Origin of the sequence: Pseudomonas sp. S49 (genome assembly GCF_009866785.1) — a bacterium.
Taxonomy (GTDB): domain Bacteria; phylum Pseudomonadota; class Gammaproteobacteria; order Pseudomonadales; family Pseudomonadaceae; genus Aquipseudomonas.
The window spans coordinates 2,893,315-2,916,530 of record NZ_CP019432.1 but is presented as its reverse complement, the minus strand read 5'-3'; the positions used below and the strand labels follow the sequence as shown (position 1 = coordinate 2,916,530).

At 57.1% G+C, this 23,216-nt stretch carries 22 protein-coding genes; 4 read left to right on the top strand and 18 right to left on the bottom strand.

What is annotated here, in order from left to right; translation table 11 throughout:
• Positions 1-62 precede the first annotated feature (62 nt).
• The 8 genes from PspS49_RS12965 to gspG all read right to left on the bottom strand — a co-directional run bounded on the left by PspS49_RS12965 (position 63) and on the right by gspG (position 9,723).
• Entirely contained in the window at positions 63-1,172 is a 1,110-nt protein-coding gene (locus tag PspS49_RS12965; RefSeq protein ID WP_095049840.1) for a substrate-binding domain-containing protein, read from the bottom strand.
• 467 nt (positions 1,173-1,639) lie between these two features.
• Positions 1,640-2,851, bottom strand: coding sequence for a type II secretion system inner membrane protein GspF (gene gspF / locus PspS49_RS12960; protein WP_160039632.1), 1,212 nt, complete (start codon positions 2,849-2,851; stop codon positions 1,640-1,642).
• Entirely contained in the window at positions 2,851-4,257 is a 1,407-nt protein-coding gene (gene gspE / locus PspS49_RS12955; RefSeq protein WP_160039630.1) for a type II secretion system ATPase GspE, read from the bottom strand. The genes gspF and gspE overlap by 1 nt, the downstream gene beginning before the upstream one ends.
• Positions 4,254-6,623, bottom strand: coding sequence for a type II secretion system secretin GspD (gene gspD, locus PspS49_RS12950; protein ID WP_160039628.1), 2,370 nt, complete (start codon positions 6,621-6,623; stop codon positions 4,254-4,256). The genes gspE and gspD overlap by 4 nt, the downstream gene beginning before the upstream one ends.
• Positions 6,620-7,165, bottom strand: coding sequence for a type II secretion system protein GspM (gspM, locus tag PspS49_RS12945; protein WP_160039626.1), 546 nt, complete (start codon positions 7,163-7,165; stop codon positions 6,620-6,622). The genes gspD and gspM overlap by 4 nt, the downstream gene beginning before the upstream one ends.
• Positions 7,158-8,336 carry a type II secretion system protein GspL gene (gspL, locus tag PspS49_RS12940; RefSeq protein ID WP_160039624.1) on the bottom strand — a complete coding sequence of 393 codons (1,179 nt, stop codon included), beginning with the start codon at positions 8,334-8,336 and terminating at the stop codon, positions 7,158-7,160. The genes gspM and gspL overlap by 8 nt, the downstream gene beginning before the upstream one ends.
• Positions 8,333-9,292, bottom strand: coding sequence for a type II secretion system minor pseudopilin GspK (gene gspK, locus PspS49_RS12935; protein ID WP_160039622.1), 960 nt, complete (start codon positions 9,290-9,292; stop codon positions 8,333-8,335). Before gspK ends, gspL begins: the two co-directional genes overlap by 4 nt.
• A gap of 8 nt (positions 9,293-9,300) precedes the next feature.
• A complete protein-coding gene (gspG, locus tag PspS49_RS12930; protein WP_171057322.1) occupies positions 9,301-9,723 on the bottom strand; it encodes a type II secretion system major pseudopilin GspG in 423 nt (140 codons plus the stop codon).
• A gap of 183 nt (positions 9,724-9,906) precedes the next feature.
• Here gspG and gspI point away from each other — a divergent pair, with 183 nt between their 5' ends.
• Positions 9,907-10,293: a type II secretion system minor pseudopilin GspI gene (gspI, locus tag PspS49_RS12925; protein ID WP_160039620.1), complete on the top strand. Its 387-nt coding sequence runs from the start codon at positions 9,907-9,909 to the stop codon at positions 10,291-10,293.
• 609 nt (positions 10,294-10,902) lie between these two features.
• On the opposite strand, the gene PspS49_RS12920 is transcribed toward gspI, so the two are convergent.
• A complete protein-coding gene (locus tag PspS49_RS12920) occupies positions 10,903-11,361 on the bottom strand; it encodes a helix-turn-helix domain-containing protein (protein ID WP_093442434.1) in 459 nt (152 codons plus the stop codon).
• Positions 11,362-11,457: 96 nt separating this feature from the next.
• On the opposite strand from PspS49_RS12920, the gene PspS49_RS12915 reads away from it, so the two are divergent.
• A complete protein-coding gene (locus PspS49_RS12915) occupies positions 11,458-12,399 on the top strand; it encodes an aromatic alcohol reductase (RefSeq protein WP_160039617.1) in 942 nt (313 codons plus the stop codon).
• Between the two features lie 142 nt (positions 12,400-12,541).
• Here the strand turns inward: PspS49_RS12915 and PspS49_RS12910 are convergent, their stop codons facing one another.
• Complete coding sequence (locus PspS49_RS12910; protein WP_034155636.1) at positions 12,542-12,901, bottom strand: hypothetical protein; 360 nt, start codon at positions 12,899-12,901, stop codon at positions 12,542-12,544.
• A gap of 591 nt (positions 12,902-13,492) precedes the next feature.
• On the opposite strand from PspS49_RS12910, the gene PspS49_RS12905 reads away from it, so the two are divergent.
• Complete coding sequence (locus tag PspS49_RS12905) at positions 13,493-13,834, top strand: hypothetical protein (RefSeq protein ID WP_238786343.1); 342 nt, start codon at positions 13,493-13,495, stop codon at positions 13,832-13,834.
• Positions 13,835-13,964: 130 nt separating this feature from the next.
• Positions 13,965-14,354: a hypothetical protein gene (locus PspS49_RS12900; protein ID WP_160039615.1), complete on the top strand. Its 390-nt coding sequence runs from the start codon at positions 13,965-13,967 to the stop codon at positions 14,352-14,354.
• Positions 14,355-14,511: 157 nt separating this feature from the next.
• On the opposite strand, the gene PspS49_RS12895 is transcribed toward PspS49_RS12900, so the two are convergent.
• The 8 genes from PspS49_RS12895 to PspS49_RS12860 all read right to left on the bottom strand — a co-directional run bounded on the left by PspS49_RS12895 (position 14,512) and on the right by PspS49_RS12860 (position 23,117).
• Entirely contained in the window at positions 14,512-14,871 is a 360-nt protein-coding gene (locus PspS49_RS12895) for a hypothetical protein (RefSeq protein WP_160039613.1), read from the bottom strand.
• 513 nt (positions 14,872-15,384) lie between these two features.
• A complete protein-coding gene (locus PspS49_RS12890; protein WP_160039611.1) occupies positions 15,385-15,807 on the bottom strand; it encodes a DUF4952 domain-containing protein in 423 nt (140 codons plus the stop codon).
• Complete coding sequence (locus PspS49_RS12885) at positions 15,808-16,080, bottom strand: hypothetical protein (protein ID WP_178124309.1); 273 nt, start codon at positions 16,078-16,080, stop codon at positions 15,808-15,810. It lies immediately after the preceding gene.
• A gap of 249 nt (positions 16,081-16,329) precedes the next feature.
• On the bottom strand, positions 16,330-16,689 hold the full coding sequence (locus PspS49_RS12880; protein WP_064119814.1) for a hypothetical protein: 360 nt from the start codon (positions 16,687-16,689) through the stop codon (positions 16,330-16,332).
• Between the two features lie 583 nt (positions 16,690-17,272).
• Positions 17,273-18,325: a hypothetical protein gene (locus PspS49_RS12875; protein WP_160039609.1), complete on the bottom strand. Its 1,053-nt coding sequence runs from the start codon at positions 18,323-18,325 to the stop codon at positions 17,273-17,275.
• A gap of 180 nt (positions 18,326-18,505) precedes the next feature.
• On the bottom strand, positions 18,506-19,081 hold the full coding sequence (locus PspS49_RS12870) for a DUF6037 family protein (RefSeq protein WP_160039607.1): 576 nt from the start codon (positions 19,079-19,081) through the stop codon (positions 18,506-18,508).
• 173 nt (positions 19,082-19,254) lie between these two features.
• The gene (locus PspS49_RS12865; protein WP_160039605.1) at positions 19,255-21,477 is read right to left on the bottom strand and encodes a DEAD/DEAH box helicase; all 2,223 of its coding nucleotides are present in this window, start codon (positions 21,475-21,477) and stop codon (positions 19,255-19,257) included.
• Positions 21,474-23,117, bottom strand: coding sequence for a dsDNA nuclease domain-containing protein (locus PspS49_RS12860; RefSeq protein ID WP_275113742.1), 1,644 nt, complete (start codon positions 23,115-23,117; stop codon positions 21,474-21,476). Before PspS49_RS12860 ends, PspS49_RS12865 begins: the two co-directional genes overlap by 4 nt.
• Between the last annotated feature and the right edge of the window lie 99 nt (positions 23,118-23,216).

Here is a 23,216-nt window from a genome sequence, read left to right as displayed (position 1 = left end):
CGGCCAAAAAAAATGGCAGCAGCCCTAAGGCTGCTGCCATTTCATTGTGCGTGTAGCAGGACTTACAAAGGACGACCCACGCCGTTGCAGACGCTGGCGTTGTTGATGTCCAGGTTGTTGCCGGAGGAGTTGGTGATGAAGTTGGCGGTCACAGCGTTTTTCCAGTTGGTTGGAACCGGAATGAAGCCGTGGGCAGCGGTAGCAACAGCGTTGCCTGGAGTGCTGTAGTGCTGGGTCAGGAAGGCCTTCACGTCAGCGGCAACAGCGGCGTCCTTGTAGCACTGGCCGAAGATGAAGTTGGTGTAGGCCGCCATGGCATAGCCGGTCCCTGGGTTGGCTACGACCGGTACCCACTGCGCCGGGTTGGATGGAGTGGCTGGCAGAGCAGCCGATGACAGGGCAGCATTGACGTTGGCGCTGGTAGGCTGAACACCGTTGATGCGCGCCACTACGGCGTTGCTCGACGCGTTCACACCGTCCGGACCGACATAACCGATCGAACCGTTTACAGCGTTCACGGCGGTAGCGACGTCAGCCGTGTTGACCACACCTACCCAGTTGCCCGGCAGCGGAGAGCCACCCAGACGAGCGCTGGTAAAGGTAGTGTTGACGGCGAACTGGCCAGGGCACACCGAGTTCAGGTGACGAGTGAGAATTTCAGTGGTGCCGCTGGAAGCCGTGCGATAGACCACGCGGATCAGGGTCGGGTCGGTTTTGGCGTCGTTGTTGAGCAGTTCACCCCAAGTGGTCTTGGCACCGGACAAGGCGTCGCACAGTTGCGCGCTGGTCAGGTTGAGGGTGGTGTTGCCAGTCTTTTTGTAAGGGATCGCTACCGAGGTGGCAACCGATGGCAACTGAATCAGCGGGCCGTAGGAAGTACCGAAGTTGGCGGTGTAGTTGCTGAGTTCCGTAGCGTTGAGAATCGAATCGCTGGCAGCGAAGTGTACAGTGCCGGTGGTGCCGAATTGCGAAGCGGTGTTGGAGAGGAAAGCACTTTTGCCGATGCCGCTACCGGTCACGGCGTAGCTGAAGTTGGCAGGCAGGATGCTGTTGGCAGAACCTTTGTACAGAGCGGCAGGCAGTGAGGCGCCACCACCGGTTACGGCCATGGCTTGGGCGGATGCCAGAGCGGCGACGGTCAATGAGGCTGCGATCAGAGTGCGCTTGAACATGAAGAATCTCCTTTTCAACTAGGTTTGGGAACACAGGTTTTCGGGTGACTTGCATGACACTGGGAGGACTCACCGGGGCCCTCGCTAGCGTTGGCCTTGGTTAAGTCGCACTGAGAAATTCGCAGTTTCCGGTGACAGATAAAGGAAAAAACCTCGGGAGCTGCGAGGTGTTTCCGAAGGGATTTTCTCGGGTGTTTGTCGGGTGTCGTGCAGCGTCTGGATCGGGGGTTTGGCGGAATCGGGCTGGAGGCGTTGGCGGGTGGTTGCAGATGACAGAAAGGAGAACCCGAGGATGGTTCTTTTGAGGGTCGGGTGATGCTGAAGTGCTGGAAAAAAATATGGATTATTTGTTGCCCGGACTGGCCTCTTCGCGAGCAGGCTCGCTCCCACATTTGAAATGCGTTCCCCTGTAGGAGTGAGCCTGCTCGCGATGAGGCCCGACCAGACACCCACAAAACAGCAGACTTCTACTGGACCAACTGGTTGATCTCAATGATCGGCAACAACACCGCCATCACAATCACCAGCACCACCCCGCCCATCACCACAATCATCAGCGGCTCCAGCAGCGCGGTCATGCCCATCGCCCGCCGCTCGATATCACGCGACAGGGTTTGCGCTGCGCGTTCGAGCATCGGTGGCAATGAACCGGTTTTCTCGCCACTGGCAATCAAATGAATCAGCACCGGTGGGAATACATTTTCCACGCGCAACGCTGCCGCCAGGTTCACACCCTCGCGCACCTTGGCCGTTGCTTCAGTGACGCTCAAACTCAAGCAATCGTTGGACAGCGTCTGCCGCGCTGCCTCCAGCGCACGCAACAACGGCACCCCGGCGCCGCCGAGAATCGCCAGGGTCGAGGCAAAACGCGCGGTGTTCAGGCCCAAGATGAAACGCCCAAATAACGGCAACTTCAGCACCCGATGATGCCAACTCAAACGCGCCGCCGGATTGCGCAGGTACAGACGCCAGCTCCAGAACGCCCCGGCAATCAGCGCCGCACACAACCAGCCCCACGCACGAATGAAATCGCTGGCATTGAGCATCGCCAGGGTCAGCCCCGGCAAATCCTGCCGCGCTTGGGAAAACGCGCTGACCACCTGCGGCACCACGTAACTGAGCAGAAAAATCACGATGCCAATCGACACCAGCCCAACCACACCCGGATAGATGAACGCGGTGAGAATCTTGCCACGCAGGTTGTTGCGCTCCTCGATGTAGTCGGCGAGCCGTTCCATCACTTGCGCCAGATCGCCGGACTCTTCCCCCGCCGCAATCAACGCGCGATAAATCTCCGGAAAGTCCCGTGGCCGTGCGGCCAACGATTCCGCCAGACGCATACCGCTGCGCACATCCGCACGTACGGCGCTGAGCGTATGGGCGATGTGTTTTTTCTCAGCCTGCTCGACCGTGGCACTCAGCGCAGCTTCAAGCGGCAGACTCGCGCCCAACAAGCTCGCCAATTGCCGCGTGGCCCAGGCCAGATCGTTGTCCGAGAGTTTGGCGCTGAACAGTCCACCGCCACCGTGCTGGGCGACGTTGCTTTCCTTGTGCACCGATAACGCGGTCAAACCGCGCCCGCGTAATGTTGTGAACGCGGCAGCCTGGCTGTCCGCCTCAAGGTGCCCGGATTCGATCTTGCCGGTCGCATCGGCAGCTTCAAAACGATAGCGATTCATCAGGCGTCCCGTGTCACACGGAGGATTTCTTCAGGCGCAGTGGCGCCGCTGCGGATCCAGCGTTCACCGTCCTCGCGCAGGCTGAACATCCCGGCCTTGGCGGCTGATGTGCGTAGGGCCTGCTCGCCTGCGCCTTGGTGAATCAGGGTGCGGATATCGTCGTCGATGCAGAACAATTCGTGGATGCCGGTGCGGCCGCTGTAGCCGGTTTGATTGCACGCTGGGCAACCGACCGGGCGCCAGGTGCCGGGCGCAGTGGGGTCTTCTTCCTTGCATTGATTGCACAGCCGCCTCACCAGTCGCTGCGCCAAAACCCCGAGCATTGAAGACGCCAGCAGAAACGGTTCGACGCCCATGTCGATCAAGCGGTTGACCGCCGACACCGCGTCGTTGGTGTGCAAGGTTGCCAACACCAAATGCCCGGTCAGCGACGCCTGCACGGCGATTTGCGCGGTTTCGAGATCGCGGATTTCGCCGATCATGATGATGTCCGGGTCCTGGCGCAGGATCGCCCGCAATGCCAGCGCGAAGGTCATGTCAATCTTGGCATTCACCTGAATCTGGCTGATCCCCGGCAGGTCGTATTCCACCGGATCTTCAACGGTGAGGATGTTGCTGGTACTCGCGTCGAGCCGCGCCAGTGCGGCGTAAAGGCTGGTGGTTTTGCCGCTGCCGGTTGGCCCGGTGACTAAAACGATACCGTGGGGCTGGCGGATCAGGTGATCAAGTTTGGCCAACACCTGTGCGTCCATGCCCAACGTTTCCAGATGCAGGCGCCCAGCCTGTTTGTCGAGCAAGCGCATCACCACCCGTTCGCCATGGCCGGTCGGTACGGTGGAAACACGGATATCGATTGGTCGACCGGCCACCCGCAGGGCGATGCGACCGTCCTGCGGCAGGCGTTTTTCGGCGATGTCGAGCTGGGCCATGATCTTGATCCGCGACACCAGCGCGCCGTGCAGAGCCTTGCGCGGTGAGACCACATCGCGCAGCGTACCGTCGACGCGGTAGCGCACCACCGAATGGGTTTCGAACGGTTCGATATGAATGTCGCTGGCCTCGTCGCGCGCCGCTTGGGTAAGCAAGGCGTTGATCATGCGAATCACCGGCGCGCCGTCCTGAGTGTCGAGCAGGTCGGTGATTTCCGGCATGTCCTGCATCAAGCGGTCGAGGTCGACTTCATTCTCCGCCGCCCCGACCACGGCTGCCGCACTACCCGTGTCGGCATAAGCGCTGGCAAGCAAGCCATCCAGCTCATCATCGCGCACCCGCTGAATCGTGGTCGCGCCAAACTGACGCCGCGCCTCGCTGATCGACCAGCCCGGCGTCGACGGGCAAACGGTCAACACGCCATCGCACAACAGAATGCGCTGCGCCTTGGCCCAGGCGTAAGGCAATGCACTCATTGGATCGGCACCGCTTTGATCGTCGCGCGAGGCCCTGAGGCGGGCATAACCGCCGGCACACCCTGCGCCGCCGTCGGCAACTGCGGCGCCTGCATGTCCGGCATCGCCCAGCTGCGCTCCGGCTGCAAACCGCCCTGAGCGCGGCGCATAAAGTCGTAGCGGTTCAGGGTGATGCTGCGCCCCGCTTCGCTGTCGCGGATGATGTACGGACGCAGGAATACCATCAGGTTGGTCTTGGTAATCGCCCGGCGCTCGTTGCGAAACAGTGCGCCAATCCCCGGCAGGCTGCCCAGCCATGGCACCGCGTCATTGCTCTGGCTGTAACCGTCCTGTAGCAACCCACCAAGCACCATGATCTGCCCGTCATCGAGCAGGATGCTGGTATCGATCGCGCGTTTGTTGGTGACAATCCCCGCAGAATTGGCACTGGCCGAAGCCCGCTCATCAATGCTGCTGACTTCCTGATAGATATCGAGCTTCACCGTACCGCCCTCGGAAATTTGCGGGCGCACATTGAGCTTCAAACCGACCTCTTCTCGGGTCACGGTCTGGAACGGGTTATTGCTGGTTCCGCCACCGCCAGTCACATAGCTGCCGCTGACAAACGGAATGGTCTGGCCGACGAAAATACTCGCCGCTTCGTTGTCGAGGGTCAGCAGGTTCGGCGTCGACAGCACATTGGTGCCGCCCTTGCTCTTCAAGGCCCGGGCCAGCACTTTCAGGTCGAGAATCTTGCCGATACCGGGGATGTCGACGGTGCCGTTGACGTAGCCCAGGTTCAAACCTTGCGGCAGTACGTCAATGCTGGTCTTGCCGTTGGTGTTTATCCCCGAACCACCCAAATTCGCGCCGCCGATCACGCCATTGCCACCGAGATTACCGGTCTGCCACTGCACTCCAAACTCACTGGCATCGTCCTCGCCGACCTCGACGATCAGGCTTTCAATCACCACTTGCGCACGACGCTGGTCGAGCAGATCAATCACCTCACGCAAGTTGCGATACAACGGCTCCGGCGCAGAAATCAGCAAGGTGTTTGTGGTGGCGTCAGCCTGAATGGTCACGCCGCCGGCACTGAAGGCGACGTTCTGCTCGCTCGTCTGATTAGCGCTGCTACTGGTGCCGCCACTGCCTTGTGCGTAACTGCCGCCGGTACTGCCGCTGCTATTGCTGGTCGATGTTGTGCCGCTGCTTTGCGTACCGCTCTGGCCGCTCTGCCCAGCATTGCCGCCAGTGCTAGCACCCATCGCACTAAGCACCGAACGCGCACTGTCACTGGTGCCGCTGTCACTCTCGCCCGTCAGCAAACCGCGCAACGCCTGCGCCAGTTTCGCCGCCTGTGCGTTACGCAGATAAACCACGTGCAAATTACTCGGATTGCTCTGCGCGTTATCGAGTTTGTAGATCAGGTTGCGCGCCAGCTCGGTACGCTCTGGGCTGCCAGCGCGAATGATGATGGTGTTGGAACGCGGATCACCAATCACCGCAATTTTCTGCGTCGGATCATTGCCCGGCGCATCGAGTAAATCCGCGACCATCGGCGCAATGTCAGCAGCGATGCCGTTCTGAATCTGCACCACATCCGTGTCGATCGCACTCGGCGAATCAATACTCGCGATCAACTGCGCAACGCGGGTCAGGTTCTCGGCGTAGTCGGTGATGACGATGGTGTTATTGCCCGGATAGGCGTTGATCGGATTGTTCGGCGAAACGATCGGCCGCAGCACCGGAATCAGGTTCACCGCGTTCTCGTATTGCAGGCGAAACGTGCGCGTGAGCATGCCGTTACCCGCGGGTTTGTCAGCGCTGTAAATCGGCCCGCCGAGCAACTTCGCATCCGCCTCCGGCACTACCTGCGCCACACCACCGACATCAACCACACTGAAACCCTGCATGCGCAGCGCCGCCAGCAACATGTCGTAAGCCTGCCGCGCGGGCACCTGACCTTCCGAGACCAGCGTCAACGTGCCCTTCACCCGAGGATCGACCAGAAACTGCTGACCAGTCGAACGCGACAACGCGCGCACCACCGCTTGAATATCGGCGTCGACAAAATTCAGCGTCACCGGTTGATCGCCCAGCGGATTGCTCGGCAACGCAATGCCCGACGCCGCCGCACCACTGCGCCCAGTCTTGCTGATGTTGTGCAATTGCTTCGGCACAGGTCGCGCTTGCGCCTGCGCGCGCTCGCGGTCGAGCACCGCGTCGCCGCTGCGCTGGGTGTTGGCCAGAGGTCGACCGAGTTCACTGTCGACCAGCAACGGCGGCTGATTCTGCGGCGTGGTGCTGGTGTTGCTGCATGCGCTCAACGCCATCAGCAGCATCGGCAACGCCAGACGTGCTGGTTTGGATCCTGACCCCTTCATGAAGCTTCCTTAGCGCCCAGCGCCTGATCCATGCGAACGGTGCCTGACAAAGTGCCGGCGGTGACTTCGGTCGAGGGGTTGTCCGCGCGTTGCAAACGGGCCTCGACCACTTGCAGAGAAAGTTGTGCCGGGTTGCTCAACAGCCAGTCGAGCACGGCATCGGCCGGCGCCGCGTCGAAGGTCAACTGCCAGGCGCCCTGTGCCTCCTGTAATTGGTAATGCCCCGCCAGGCCGCTGGCCTGCAGAGTCTGCTCCAGCGACTGCGCCACGCTTTGCCCGTCCGGACGCACGCTGACTTCGCGCAGCAGCACTTCCAACGCTTCGGTCAGGGCGCGCAGTTTTGGCGTTTCGGCTTGCCAATAAGCGATTTTCTTCAGCGGTGGCTGGATCAACGCGACCCACAGCAGCAGTCCGATCAGCGCAATGGCCATGCCGGCAACCATGCGTTTTTCACGCAACGCCAACGGCTGCCAGCGGGCCTGCACCTGAGTGTTAAAGCGTTGCCACTTGGCGCGGTACAGCGCGAGCGAGGCCTTATTCATCTTCTTCTGCTCCGCCGCTGTCATCGCTGTCGCTTGGGCTGGATTCAGTGGCCGGACGCAAGGTCCAACCTTCATCATCTGCCGTAACGCTGATGCCGGCCTGGGCCAAGGTGCTTTGCCACTCCTGATCATTGCCGCCGCGACGGGCTTCACTCAGCAGACTCAGTTGCAAGACGCCGTCGACAAATGTCAGCCGTTCGACACTGCCAGCCATCGACGGCATGCCGCTGCCGGCCTGCAACACCAGACGATTGAACGTCTGCGCCGGATCATCCGCCGCGCCCTTCTGCCGCGCCGCCAGTTGCTGACGGGCCTGTTGCAACGGGTTGAGGATCACCGGCAACTCGGGAAAGGCCTGCTTTACCCGCAGGTTCATCTGGGTTTTCAGTTGCTGGCCCTGCCCGGCCTCGCGAGCGGCATACAGGTTCAAACCAATCACCCAAACGGCCACCGCCAACGCCGACAAGCCAATGGCTCGGCCCCAACCGCGATGCTCGGTTTTTTGCTGCTGGACCGCGCCATGCAGTCCCCAACCCGGTAGCGGCCCGGTCCAGCGCTGCGCATCCGCCATCGGCAGCTCAGCGCCCGGCGGCGGTTGCTCACCGATCCAATGCAAAGTGATGCCCGGCTCCCACACGACACCGTCGAGGCCGTCATCGAACAACGGCTGCACCCGCGCCGCCTGCACACTGTCGCGCAACAATAAATGCCCGTCCTGCACGCACGCGACGGTACCTGGCAGCACCGGCAAACAGTACGGCGCCGGGTAGAGTCCGCGCAGGTTCAGCCCAGCACTTTTCAGCAACTGACCAAACCGCAACAAGTGCTGCCGAGGCACCCAGGCGATCTGCACCTGCCCTGCCTCATCCCGCGCGCTGTGCGCAATGTGCATCTCGCTGCTGTCGCCCAGCATCAAGGCCTGCGCCGCACACTGCACCGCCGCGAAAATCTTGTTCGCAGGCAACGGCGGTAAATCGAGACTCGCCAACAGGCTGTCAGCCGGGTGCAGAAAACACACCAGCGGCGGCAGTTTCGCCTGCTGACTCAACTGGCTCAGACTGAGGCGTTCTTCCCGCGTGACCACGCCCTGACGATCCAGCCAGGCGCAGTGCAATTGACTGTGCAGATCCAGCTCCGCCAACGGCGGCAACGCCACTTTCAACTGGCTCATACGCCCACCCGCGACCAGATCACCTGCGGCAAGCGGTCCTGGCTGCGATGCAGCAACGCCTCAAGACTGACCCGCCGCTGATCGCGCCGCGCCTCACCGCGCAGACGAAACCAGTCACTGGTGATGCCGACCTTGACGCTGGTCAGCTCCAGTTGCGGCATGCGCAAACGGTTAACGAAATCGCCACGGTTGATAAACCAGCGCCCGGCATCGCGCTCGGCGATCAGCGCATTGGCACGCTCCAGCGACAGCCCCGGCACATACGCAGCCAAGACTGGCGCGGTGGCGGTGTTACCGTTAAGCCAAGTGGTCGCGGGGATCACCGTCAGGTACGACGCCAGTTTGCCGATCAGCGCCTCATTCACACCGTCGACACTGCGCAAATCATCGATGCTGCGCAGCATCGGCAACGTCGGCTTCTGCGGTTTGTGTGAAGCGTTGGGCGAGGTCGCGCGACCACTGTCGAAACCACTTTTCGGCGCCTCGGCCATCTGCGCATTCAGCAGCCTCGGGTAAGAAGCAATCACCCGCTGACTGATGCGCTGACTCAACCCGGCACTGACCCCGATCAACTCGCACAAACGCTGAAACGCCGCCACCTGTGCCTCATCCACCCGCTCATTAGCCACCAGATTGCGCAGGTTGAACTTGCCCTGCTCATCCTCCAGTCGTCCTTCAAAACCTTGCGCGGAGAGACGCTGCGCCCACGGCTGATCGAGCCGGGTCAACGGGTCGCGCTGACGTGCGTCCCACAACAATTGACGGCTGATCTCCAACCCGCCCAGCACCACCCAGCGCCCCTGCACACGCTGCTGATCCGCCTCCAGCGCACGGGTCGACACGCTCTGGCGCGTCAACATGCCCGCCGCAATCACCGCCACCACGGCCGCAATCAACAACGCGCTGATAATCGCCATGCCCTGTTGCTTCGCCCCCTCAGGCGAGCGGCTGTTCATGGCCGGCCTTACAACTGCCAGGAACCGATATCGGCATTCACACCGTCGCCGTCAGGCTGACCGTCGGCACCGAGGGAAAAGATGTCGATCTCGCCATTGGCGCCGGGGTTGAGGTATTGATAAGGACGCCCCCACGGATCGTTCGGCAAGCGCTCCAGGTACGAGCGCCAATTACTGTTCTTCGCATCCGCCGGCCGCTCCACCAACACCTTCAGCCCCTGATTCATGCTCGGGTAAGTGCCGTGATCGAGGCGATACAACTTCAACGCCTGCATCAACCCACCAATATCCTGCTTCGCCGCCGTCGCCCGCGCCTGATCCGGCCGGTCAAGCACCTTGGGCACCACCATCGCCGCCAAAATCCCCAGAATCACCACGACCACCATGATCTCGATCAGGGTAAAACCCTGCTGCCCACGCGGCGTGCGCATCGGTTGCTGAAGCGATTTGAAAGGTGCGATATCCATCTCGACATACCCTGGCTTGATTCGATTCGACGCGCAGTGTTGCAAGAAGATATGTCAGTGATGTTGAAAATCCTCGGGTGTTTTCGTCGTCAAGCCGTCAAGGACGCGGGTTAGCGTCGAGGGCTGGGTTTGGGTTTTGGGCCATGTATGCGTGCGCGTCCGCGGGAAACGGGTTTCACGTTGATTGAGGTGCTGGTAGCGCTGGCGATTATTGCCGTGGCGATGTCGGCGGCTGTGCGGGTGGCGGGGTTGATGACGCAGAGCAGTGGGCTTTTGCGGGATCGGTCGGTGGCGATGATTGCGGCGCAGAGTCGGATGGCGGAGTTGCGGCTGGAAGGCAAGTTGCCGATGGGTATGAAAGCGCAGGAATGTGATCAGGGGCGGTTGTTGCTGCGGTGTGAGCAGGTGATTAGCGCAGCCGAAAACGGCCGCTTACTCAAGATTGGTATTCAGGTATTCGACCGCAACCAGGATGCTCCGCCGTTGGCCAGGCTTGAGACCTTGTTGTCCCGAACGGAAAGCCCCTCACCCTAGCCCTCCCGAAACGTCGGACCGCCCAGAGGTAGAGGGAACCGATTCGGGAATATTCGAGAGCTACACCGACTTGAACGTCTTTCATTGAATCCAAATTCGCCAAGCTCACAAAGCCAAATCGAAGACCCTTAACCAAAACCATAATCGCCAAAATCTTTCAGGTCGACGTACCCCGCAAGACACCTCGGTCGGCCCCCTCTCCCTCCGGGAGAGGGCTGGGGTGAGGGCCGCTTCTAATCGCAACCCCCAGAATCACCAAAGCCATAATCCCCAAGGCCCTTCACCAAAACCATAATCGCCAAAATCTTACAGGTCGACGTACCCCACAAGACACCTCGGTCGGCCCCCTCTCCCTCCGGGAGAGGGCTGGGGTGAGGGCCGCTTCTACTCACGCAGCCTCCAGAATCACCAAAGCCATAACCGCTAAGGCACTTCACCAAAACCATAATCACCAAAATCTTCCAGGTCGACGTACCCCACAAGACACCTCGGTCGGCCCCCTCTCCCTCCGGGAGAGGGCTGGGGTGAGGGCCGTTTCTGCTCGCAAGCCCCCAAACCCGGCAACAGATTCGCCACGTTCTGCGCAATGGCCTGAACCAAAGCAACCAATCAATCAGCCCCATCCAAATCAACCAGCCCCACCACCGGAACCTGCCAAGCAGGCTTTTTCCCACTCTGACCATCAAACACCCGACGCGCCTCGCGAAAATCATCGACGTGCTCCACAACCCAAGTCCAAATCGGCGACATACGAACCAACAGCTCCATACCCAACGCCGTCAGCTCGTACTCGACATGGGGCGGCACTTGATCCAACTCCCGCCGTATCAGCAGACCATCGCGTTCCAGCGCCCGCAGCGTCTTGGTCAACATGCGCTGAGTCACGCCCGTCATTTGCCGTTTGATCTCGGCATGACGCATCGTGCCGTACACACCCAGGGCATGCAGGATACCCAGTGACCAGCGGCTACCGGCGTGAGCCAGGACTTCGCGCCGCACGCCATCATCGTCTCGTCTTAGCGTCTGGCAGATCGCTTCTGCCTGGCTAAGGGTTTCCTCATCGGTCATGTGTCCCCCTGGTATCACGCGTGTGCCTTCTTCTGAGCGCTGCGCAATCGTGCCAGCATCGCCAAATCATACAGACGACGGATCTCAGGAGACATCATGACCGCAGCGACCCACCCTTCCCCACAATCCATTCTCGTACTCGGCGCCGGCGAACTCGGCCTGCCGGTGCTGCGCAATCTTGCGCGGGTAGCCGAGCGCTCGACCGGCAGCACCATCAGCGTCCTGCTCAGGGATTCGACCATCAACACGCAAGCCCCCGAGAAAAAACTGGAAGTCGATGAACTGCGCAGTCTGGGCATCCAACTGGTCGCTGCAGACTTGGTTAACGACTCCATCGATCAACTGGCCGAAGTGTTCGCAGCATTCGACACCGTCATAGGCTGCGCAGGCATGGTCGCGGGCCGTGAAACGCCGATGAAACTGGCGACCGCAGCGCTCAAGTCCGGCGTGAAGCGCTACTTCCCTTGGCAGTTTGGCGTCGATTTCGAAGTGATTGGCCGGGGCAGCCCGCAGGACTTGTTCGATGCGCAACTCGACGTGCGCGAGTTGCTTCGTGCACAAGATAAAACCGAATGGGTGATCATCTCGACCGGCATGTTCACCAGTTTTCTGTTCGAGCCGGTATTCGAAGTCGTCGACTTTGAGAACCACACCGTCAACGCCTTGGGCAGCCTGGAAACCAGCGTGACGCTCACGACACCCGAGGACATCGGTAAGCTGTCAGCGGACATCGTTTTCTTCGAACCGCGCTTTCGCAATGAGATCGTGTACCTGTCTGGCGACACGGTGACCTATGGACAAGTGGCGAGCCTGCTTGAACGTGTGCTGGGGCGTCCGTTCAAGCGTAACGTCTGGACGGTTCCGTACCTGATGCAGGAACTGGAAAAAGACCCCACTCACCACATCAAAAAATACCGCGCCGTATTTGCCCAAGGCAGAGGCGTGTCGTGGCCAAAAGCGGGTACGTTCAACGAACAGCAGTCGATTCAGGTCACTACGGCTGAACAGTGGGCTCGAGACAACCTGGCAGTCGATTGACGCAAAGAAAGCGACCCGACACTCGCGGCTGGAGAGCCAGCACACTCCCACCTTGGAACACACTCAAAGGTGGGAGCGAGCCTGCTCGCGAAAGCGCCAGAGTTCACACCTGATCAATCACCAAGTGCCCCCGGCACCCGCATCACTCCGGCAACTGCAAATTATCCAGCGCCCGATTCACCGCCAGCTCCCCGAGCATGATCAACTGCGCAATCCCCGCCAGCGCATGGCGCTGCGATGCCGGCAACAGGCTGGAGACGTTCTGGGCGATGGTTTTGGCCGAAGCGAGTGTTGCACTGGCATCGACCAGCAGTTCTTCGGTTTTGTTGTCCGCCGTCACGGCGTACATCCCACGGTTTTTACGTGGGGGCGGCGTGGAACCGGGCGGACAGAGGTAATGGTCGAGCGCGCGGTCGGCGGCTTCGTGGAGTTTTCTGGAATCGATGGATTCGTAGGGGGAAACCGAGGCGGTTTCGGGCGGGTTGGGTGTTGGTTTGATCATGAGTGAATCTCCAAATCATAGAAAAGGAGCCATCATCTTTCGCTACCAAACGAAGGGGTGGTGGCCATACGAAGGTTGGTAGACCGGTGACTTGGAGAACCGGCGCGCCCGAAGACGCCCTGCGCATGACCACCATAAATACACAGCCCCAAAAGGCCTGTATCGGGTGACGCTCTGCGCCAAGTCTAAGCCGGGCTACCAAACCCGATCGCTGATTCGTCAGCGACCGGACCACAATAGAATCCGCCCCCAAAGCGCACAAGCCGGCGGATTCTGGCGTAGCTGTAGGCAATGGCGCAAGGATGTGTAGCCTGGGAGAGTGTTTGGAGATGTCTTTTTAAACGCTAGTGTTTATCGAGGCCTTATTGCGGTACCCCACCACTTAAACAAATCTGCCCCATTACCGGCAATTTTTCCCGCGCACAAAACGTAAACCCAGTCGGGGCGTAAAGGCATTGCGAGCGACTCGACAGAAGCCACTCACCAACAGTCAATCAAAGGAATGTAACAAATGTTGAGCGCAACTTTTGACTCAGGCATTCTGTGCGACGCAAATGTACATGGACGGTAGATTTTTGGCGGAACTGTTAAATGAAACTAAAAATATTAGCCATCAGCCTTTTATGTTGCGTCAGTTTATTTTCAAGCGCAGCAGACGTTCCTATCAAAGAGCGAATGCCATTTTCGAAAGCCCGAAAAGCTTTGATCAAAAATGGCTGGAAGCCGAATCCGTCCTACTCAGGTGAGTTCGGGGTTGAAAACGCCATCCAAAGAAAAGGCTTCAATGAAATCGAGTCTTGCACGGAGGGCGTCCGGTTCTGCAGCTTCAACTACATCAAGAACGGAGATTGTTTAGGTGTAGGAACTGTCGGCGAAGAAGTCAAAGACATGAAAGTTTATTCCTGGAACTTCAAATGCCCTGAAAAGGATTGAAACCAGAAATCGACAACAAAGTGGGCAGCGCTTCCCGAAGGTCCAGGCAAGAAGAATCGCTATCCTCCGCAACCTTACGCCGAGTATCCGGACTTTTTATCGACCTACAAATCTGCGGAGGCACTGTCCTATGAAGGCCTCAACCCTCGTACTTGTCGCAGTTTATTGTATGGGTATCAGCGCAGCGTTTGCCGGTGGCTCACAGGCGTCACGCGAAAAGCACGGGCCAGCAGGCATCGTCGTTGGTGAGCGTTTAGTGGCGGCCAGGGCCAAGCTAGTCAAACAAGGCTGGAAGCCGACGCGGATGCATACCACCGATGGCTATGAATACAGTGGCGTGGAGAAGGAGTTGGCTGCACGCAAGTTCTTCGAACTGGATGCCTGCTCGCTTGATAGCACGCGTTGCATCTTGTACTACGCGAAGAAAGGAACTTGCCTACGCGTCGATACCATCGGAGAGCAATTCAATGACATGACGGTGACGCGATGGACCCGCGAATGTCCTGAAGCGACTCAATAACCACACGAAGACGGCATGGTAATAATCAACTGCTCCCACAGATGTCAGCGTCGTACACAACATCTGCCATCAGCATAAAACCCTGTGGGAGCGAGCTTGCTCGCGAAAGCGCCAGAATGAACACCCGATCAATCACCAAGTGATCCCGACACCCGCATCACTCCGGCAATTGCAAATTATCCAACGCCCGATTCACCGCCAACTCCCCGAGCATGATCAACTGCGCAATCCCCGCCAGCGCATGGCGCTGCGATGCCGGCAACAGGCTGGAGACGTTCTGGGCGATGGTTTTGGCCGAAGCGAGCGTTTCACTGGCATCGATCAGCAGTTCTTCGTTTTTGTTGTCCGCCGTCACTGCATACATCCCACGTTTTTTACGTGGAGGCGGCGTGGAGCCGGGTGGACAGAGGTAATGGTCGAGCGCGCGGTCGGCGGCTTCGTGGAGTTTTTTGGAATCGATGGATTCGTAGGGGGAAACCGAGGCGGTTTCGGGCGGGTTGGGTGTTGGTTTGATCATGGTGAAGCTCCATATTTATACCTGGTGGAACCACCAACACCTGTCGCTAAACAAGTAAGGGTGGCAGCTGTACGCGGGTTAGCGAACCGAGAGGTATAAGACCCGGCAGACCCGAAGGTCTCCCACGCACAGCCACCATATCGTCATCGCAAACGTCTGCGACAAACTGGAGCGTCGTTGTACTTATACCTAGTCAGGTCGCTAAACCCGGTCGCTGGGTTGCCAGCGACACGTAGACGATAAAGACCAGGTACAAAGCGCACAAGCCGGCGGATTCTGGCGTAGCTGTAGGCAAAGGCGCAAGGGTGTGTAGCCTGAGAGAGTGTCTGGAGATGTCTTTTTAAACGTTGGTGTTTATCGAATGCCAATTGCTGACTGGGGTACAGCCGATCGGCCGAACTTGCTTTCGTAGCCTTAGATCTCCCGAGTGTTCATACATAAGGAACCGTCAACATGTACCCACCGACACATCACCTGAGGTGAGCATCTGTGCTGTCCGTTTACTAAGTGTGCTCAGATCTCTTCGGTATTGATTGATACAGTGATGTTGAAGAATTTTATTTCTGACCACGAATTACGTTTGTTCACCGGCGTCTCCTCGGAGCCCATGCCGAGCAGATACCATCGCTGTGTTTTTTTATCGCGATAAGAATAAAATGTTGAGTCCCAGCCGCAGCAGATAAACCGGAGCATCGGAAGGTTGAAAGTCTGGTTCATGTATTTTTCCGCCTCAAGGGCGTCTGAGCCTTTTACGCGGTACCGAGCAATGAGAGGCTTTCCTTGTTCATCATTGTTTTGAGTGCATTCCACGTACTCTACAAAATCAGGCTTGTCGCTTAGTTTTGCCAGAAAGTCATCGCATCGAGGCTTAGCCATCGCGCAGCTGGCAAGCATTGATAAACTTATCAAAAAAAGTAAGGAGATTAATCTGTTCATTTATTTCTCCACGATAAGTTTGCCAATGTATTTCCCTTTACCTTCTTTCATGCGCTTATCAATTAAGTAGTCGTAAATATCATTCCACTTCAGTAATTCGTAAAAGGTCACGCAGCCTTCTGATAAATGACCGATGTGAATATACCGACTGCTATTCCCCGTTGTGCCTTCAACCTCAATCGGGAACCAGACGTCATTGCAGCGTACTCTTCCTGGGTGTGCGGCCTTGTAACCGGCTGTAGAAATATTGGCATGAGACTGATCTGGAGCCATAATCCGATAACAAAAGATAACAAAGGGGACTGATTTATTTTATGGAAATAAATCAGTCCCTTTTTTTGTTCTATAACACATCAAAACGGCACAGGACAGTAGCCGACCGCTCCCACAGGTCCAAGCGCCGAACACGATATCCGTGACCAACACAAAACCCTGTGGGAGCCAGCCTGCTGGCGATAGCGGAATATCAGGCAGCAGAAACAGCGCATGTGTCATCACCATAGCTGCCAGCCCTACTCCGAGTCACCCCGGCAACTGCAAATTATCCAGCGCCCGATTCACCGCCAACTCCCCGAGCATGATCAACTGCGCGATCCCCGCCAGCGCATGGCGCTGCGATGCCGGCAACAGGCTGGAGACGTTCTGGGCGATGGTTTTGGCCGAAGCGAGTGTTGCACTGGCATCGACCAGCAGTTCTTCGGTTTTGTTGTCCGCCGTCACGGCATACATCCCACGGTTTTTACGTGGGGGCGGCGTGGAACCGGGTGGACAGAGGTAATGGTCGAGCGCGCGGTCGGCGGCTTCGTGGAGTTTTTTGGAATCGATGGATTCGTAGGGGGAAACCGAGGCGGTTTCGGGCGGGTTGGGTGTTGGTTTGATCATGAGTGAATCTCCAAATCATAGAAAAGGAGCCATCATCTTTCGCTACCAAACGAAGGGGTGGTGGCCATACGAAGGTTGGTAGACCGGTGACTTGGAGAACCGGCGCGCCCGAAGACGCCCTGCGCATGGCCACCATAAATACACAGCCCCAAAAAAGGCCTGTATCGGGTGACGCTATGCGCCAAGTCTAGCCGGGCTACCAAACCCGATCGCTGATTCGTCAGCGACCGGACCACAATAGAACCCGCCCCCAAGGCGCACAAGCCGGCGGATTCTGGCGTAGCTGTAGGCAATGGCGCAAGGATGTGTAGCCTGGGAGAGTGTTTGGAGATGTCTTTTTAAACGTTGGTGTTTATCGAGACATCATTCCACCACTTGGCCCTAAATAGATCCGTCCCCATATCCTGAGACGTTGCTAAACTGTAGTGGTCCAATGAAACCGGACACCGACTAGTGTTTTTACTCCACTGTTCGCTCTATGCCTATTGGCGACAGGTGGTCGTTGTAGCTATGGAGCAGGCGTCCGGCCAAGTCATCTTCCGAACCGCCAAGTCACCCTAGCATTCAAGCAAAGCGCACGCTATCACCTATGTGGAGAATCCCTAAAAGGTGCTCCTGATGCGTAGGTAAATCTGAATTGCAGGCAGTCATCATAACCTTCGCGAATCCAAACCCCTTGAGATAGATAGTGCTGTACTACCCCCTTTCGACGAAAGACTCGCAGGTCAACTGGATTCGAAGCGTGTGGATTGTGGAATATCTGAAGTCCGTCATGAATCTCTTCACTAGGGATGCCGACCCGACTCTTTCTTGACTCTGACTTGCCGGATTCATCAGTGCCCCAATTCGCCATGATGAATCCTTCACGAAGGTCATTTGACATCGCGACTGCTTTCCCCCACGTAGCCACACAAGAAAAAATAACTGCACTAACCTCCGCCCAATCATCATTCTCGAAAATACCTAATTCGAAAGTCGAGCCATTGTCCTTTTCGATTTCATCAAGCCTAACGCTAGGTGGACCATCCGGAAATCGAGTTGGATCTTTGAAATACGCTGTCTCATCTACGTAATCGTTGTAAAGCAAGGCGCGCATGGCACGGTCATACTGATGTTGAAAATCGGGCTGTTCAAACGGAGCTACAGCGATCACGAATGGCTTGCACGGCACATGAGGTAGTTTTTTGTACTTGTCTTCGTACTTCCTCACCTTTGCGCTCAATGCATTCGAAAGTCGGATAATTGCCTCGCGATTGAGAGGCCAAAAATTCTTCTTCCTTACTTCGTCACTCATCAGGCTTTTCTTGTCCCATTCAGGCTCCTTACCTTCGGCAGCATTAGCAGTTACAGCCTCAACAATAATTTCTCCGTAGGGTGTCATGAGCCAAAAGTCAGGGCTAGCCTGCGACCAATTCAAGCCAAACGAATACGATTTAAATAATCCATACAAGTACACTTCCCAAAATGATGAATTAAATGTCGTCTGAAACTCATTTAGGAATTTTTTATCTCGATCCTGAAAGCCTTCAGCCCAACCTGCAACGATCGCCCTTTCTGACATTCGTCCCGGCACCAGAACGCGTCTAAAATTTTCATGCTGCCGCTCTTCTTTCACGACTGGAGTAAATAGATCCATCTGACTCGTTCCTTAATATTATAAATAACTCAATGCAAAAGACACCGCCACGACCGAGGCGGGTAATACAGCACAACTCATTGCCTCCGTCCTGGCACGACAAGCAAGTCCCTAAAAACATTAAGTTAGATGTGTTACTACAAGCCAACAAGCTTTCCATTCTCGCAATGCCCCAACTGTTCAGGATTGCTCCCAACTTCCACCAGTATCGGTAGAACTCCATCGCGACGAAGCATTTCGCTCCCGACTATGACGCGCGGCTTCGGGCCCGAGCAGCAGCAATGTCTTGTGCTGGTTTTCCTTGCTCGGACTTTTACCGCTGTCTGCCTTCCAGTAAATCCAGGCATTGAAATACGGCTTCTCGCGCTCCTCCATGATGTCAGGGCGCAAACGGACAATTTCAGAAGGTTTGGGGTTGGCCGGCACAGTAGCTTGGGTTGGAATGGCCTGGTTCAGTTGCTCTAGGAAGTCCTTGGGCTTCAACAGCTCACCGCTTGTCCCGTCCGACCGAAGCACAGCAAGCAGGTCGCCATACATATCGCCCAGATAGTCCCGAATTCTGTACCCATTGAGCACGTCAAAGCGGAAGAAACCTCTGACCTCGCCACGGGCGGTGAGTGTCAGTATGAAGGGCGTGTCGCGAGTGGAGAAGAGGCAATCAAAGCTTGCGGCGCCCGTCGTCACCAAGAACTGCTGCATGTCGCTGCCAATTGAAATCATGCCGCGATGAAGCAGCCTGAGAGACGTCATTTCCATATAGCTCGAACCTCACAAAAGCTTGGGCTAGAAATAATGGCGAGATCAACCAGGGTGAGCAAGCCAAGTGCCACCCTACCCCTGTTAGACCTTCGTCGCAGAAAGAGCGCGGAGCCGTGCCAGCAAGCCAACCAGATGGTTAGCCACGCCTTCCACTCAACTGCCAGCCTCTCTCACACAGACCCGAGCGCCCGCCTCACGAAGCTCTGGTCGACGTATCCCATAAAACCCCAATCCGGCTCGTTACGGCGGAGATAGTCAGCCAGCTCATCCACCCCGGCCCCTTCGGGGAACTCCAGCAGCTCACACATGCGGTGCAGCGTCTGGATGGGGATCCCAATCTCCTCAAGGGCATTCACCCCTGGCGGTAAATGAAGGTTCTCGAATTTGATTCTGACGTAGCTGTAGTCAATCGTACTCCGGATGCCCTTCTTGATAGCGTGCAAGCGAACCACGTCTTCCAGCAGCGCCAGCACCTTGGGAATGGTGTAGCCGAAAGTATTGCTCACTAGCTTCAAGTCGTTGTTGAGCCCAGTGGAAAGGGTCAACTTCTCATCAGCTTTGATCCGTTTTTGACCAGTCCTGATCCGTTTCTCATCATCCTTGATCCGCTGCTTGGTGTATTCGATCTGGCCCTTCAGATAAGCAGAGTAGCTCTCAGCTCTCTGAAAGCTCGTCAGCTTGGCCAGGATGGCATCGGGAGTTTTGGTCTGCAGTCCATTCGTGGAAAACGCCCTGGGCACGAGCCTGCTGCTGATCATGGCCAGGGTGGTCAGGAAACCAGGCGCTGGCGACCAGTGGAACAGAAGGGACTCGAATTCGTTCTCGCTGAGCATCTCGACCATGCTGTAGAGCTGCTCGAACTGCTCCATCCTGAAGTAGGAGTGCTTCTTGAGCAGATCGATGGAAAATCTATCTTGGGCAAAGGCGGCCTCAAACCTCTCCTGAGAATATTCTGACAAGTGATCCGGCTGTGCACTGGCGAGCAGATTCAGTGGCGTATCCGCATCCTGAATTCCCAGAGGCACAACAACCTCTTGGTTCAGATTGTCCTCCGGAACATCTTCCAGACAGAACACTTTGCCCACAAAATGGATACCCATCCGGCCCGCGCGTCCCTTGATGTTCCCATGGGTGAATTTGTCGATCCCGCGAGTGCCATTACGGTTGTCGTAGATGACCACGTTCTTCGCAACTGTGTTCACCCCCTCAATGATGGTGGCCGTGCAAAGTAGAAAACGAAGGTCGCCGGCATTGAACCGGTCGGCGGTGTACTGCTGAAGCGCTCTGGGGAGACCACCGAAATGCAGGCCAATGCCGTTCCTGAGGGCATAGGTATAGTCCCACTCTGGGTCGAATTCCTCAGCAACCCAATCAATGTGCTCACTCTGGAACGGACGGCCATACCCAAGCCTGACGAGTTCGCGTGCAACCTTGCCGGCCACGCCAGAGGACTTGCAGTAGATGATCGTGGCGCCTTCGCACTGGGGCGCGATAGTCGCCAACATTGCCAGCTTGCCTTCTTCGTCATTGGCATCCACACCGAACGTCTGCACATCGACAGCCACCGTGTTGAAGTCGGCGGAAATGAAGGTGTGGTCGTACCCAAGTTCCGTCAGGCCTCGAACGCTGTTGACGAAAGGCCCAGTCAGGTAGAACTGCTTGGACACCTTTAGCAGCTTGCTAAGGGCGATATTCAGTTCGATGACCCGCTCATCATTAAAGTCCGTGGTGCCACTTTTGAGCTGCTGGAAGGCCAGTTTGTAAAATTCGTCGATAACGAAGAGGTCGATGGCCTTGATGTCATCACGCTCATTGACCCGCTCCTGGGTCAGGACGTACACGACCCGCTCGCTGCGACATTCTTGCGAGCTGTGATGGATGATCTGATAGACCTCTCCGAAGCGCTCCTGAAGGCGTCTGCGCGTCTCATCAGCTAGCGCGACCGTGGGTACCACCAGCACGACGCGATTAAAGCGACCGAGCCCCAGTAGCGAGTCAACGATGGCACTCTTGCCCATGCTTGTGGGCGCACTGAGCACAACGTTGCGACCGTCCTTGAGCAAGTCGAAGATCCGGAACTGCATTGAGTGGAAAACAAAATCCTCTGAGAATGGCGTGCGGTAAACGTCGAGCGCAATCAGGTCACCCTGGGACAACTCAGAAAACTCTTTCTTTAAGTAGGGGAACAGCCCAGCCTTTCTGACCATGTTGCGCAGAATGCCAACGTGGTCGGTGAATTTCTCACGGGCATCGAGCGCTCGGATTGTCAGGTCTCGGCCCAGAGGGGTGGAGACAGGGTTGGACAGGAGGGTGTTGACCGCTGACAGGTAGCGGAATGCGGAGAATCCATCACCGCCCAAGCTCAGCTTGGCTGCATCATAAACTTCGGTCATACGGCCTCCCTGACCTTTTCGTCCACCAATCGGGTCAACGTCTCCAAGCTCGGTGCGGGATAGATGAACACGTCGATCGCAAGCTCGGCGAACGTTGGGTCGTGTTTCAGGTCGTCAGCAAACGTTTCGAAGAGAGCTGTCGTTTCTCGTTCCAAATGATCTTCATGCCCGGGTGTCTCAGGGTCGGTGAGCAACGAGGAGTCGTACCCAACGAACAGCACAAATCTGAACCGATCCAGGTGTGCATCGAACGGGTTGCTCTCGTCTAGGATCACATCGATGTCATGACGCAGCAGGTATTCATCATCCTTGATGTCGAGAATCTTGCCCCGGGCGTTACTGAAACTTTCCACGATCTCTTCGTAAAGCTGTTGGCGGATCTCCGGAAGACGCGTGGTGATGTTGGCTGCCGTGACCAGCTCACTGAAGCCGACCCACAGCTGATCGCCCTCCGGATCTCGCCTGACGATATGGACGTTTTCAAGGATCTTTTCTTCGCCCCTACCTTCGAGGTAAAGCAGACAGGGGATGGGCTGACTCGCATGCATCTGGCGTATCGTGGCATGGAGTAGCACTCGCCCCAAGAATGAGCGGACGTCTGCCAAGGAAGCAAACACCGTGTTTTTCAGGCGCTGAGCTTGCTCGACTAGAGACAACTTGTGGATGTCTGCGAGCTCATTGGGACGAAGGAACACTTCATCCAGCCATTTGCACACATTTTCCACAATGTGTTTGTAGCGATAGCGCTTGAAGCTGTATTGCTGGTGCAGGACGTGACCATTGCGCTTTGCACATGGAGTGGCCAGCGAGCTGCGAAACGGAACAAGGATATGGGGCAGTTGCCGTTTGACGTAAACTTTGCGACCCGCACGCTTCTGATCTTCCTCGACCAGCCTCTGGAACCACGCGTTTAGATCCGCACGCAGGTAAGATTTGCTGTCTACGGAGTGAATTTTGCGGGACAGGGCTCCTTTACGGGTGATCGTATCCAGAATCCCCTGCCAGATGTTCTCCGCCGAGGCTTCGGTGCTCAATAAGACGCCGTGAAGATCATACGAGGCTAGTCGAATGTTCCTGATGCCCAAAAGCTCAATCTCGCGCATCGTGCGAAAGACTTCCCAACACGCTGCGTCGACCCAGGTCGCCACGTCCACCCCACTGGGTGCGACGTAGTCGGAGGTTTTGGAGTTGAGGTAGGCGACCAGATCACCGCGCCCAGCTTTTCCAACGCGTTCTTCACGGTTGATGAGCAGGTATTCGAGGGTGACATTAGTCGGATGCTCCGTGACGATCCTGAACTTCCTAGGCATGGAGAGCGTGGGCTCGCATTGCATGGACTTATGCATGATCGAGCTGTCTTTAATCTTTTTGTTGCCGGCACCTGAACTGAGGACGACAAGGTCGCTTCTCGCCCAGAGTGTCTTCGTGGTGGTTTTCACCTGCACGAATTCGACGAAATCATCGAAAACAACATCAATGTCATCGGTGACTTCACATCGAACGCGTTGAATAGTTTTGTCCCGCAACATCTGGGTTACGTAGTAGGCTGCGACACAATCTTGGAAGATGAAGCCGTGCTTGGCAGCGACTCCGCCAGCATCATTAGGTTCCATCTCGACATCCATGGCAATTTTAGCCATCGAATTTATGACAATCTCCCTCACCCGTCCAGATTATTGATAGCACATTGACGCATCGCACATGGGCTACAATCCCGGCGCCCACCCCTTTGGCACGCT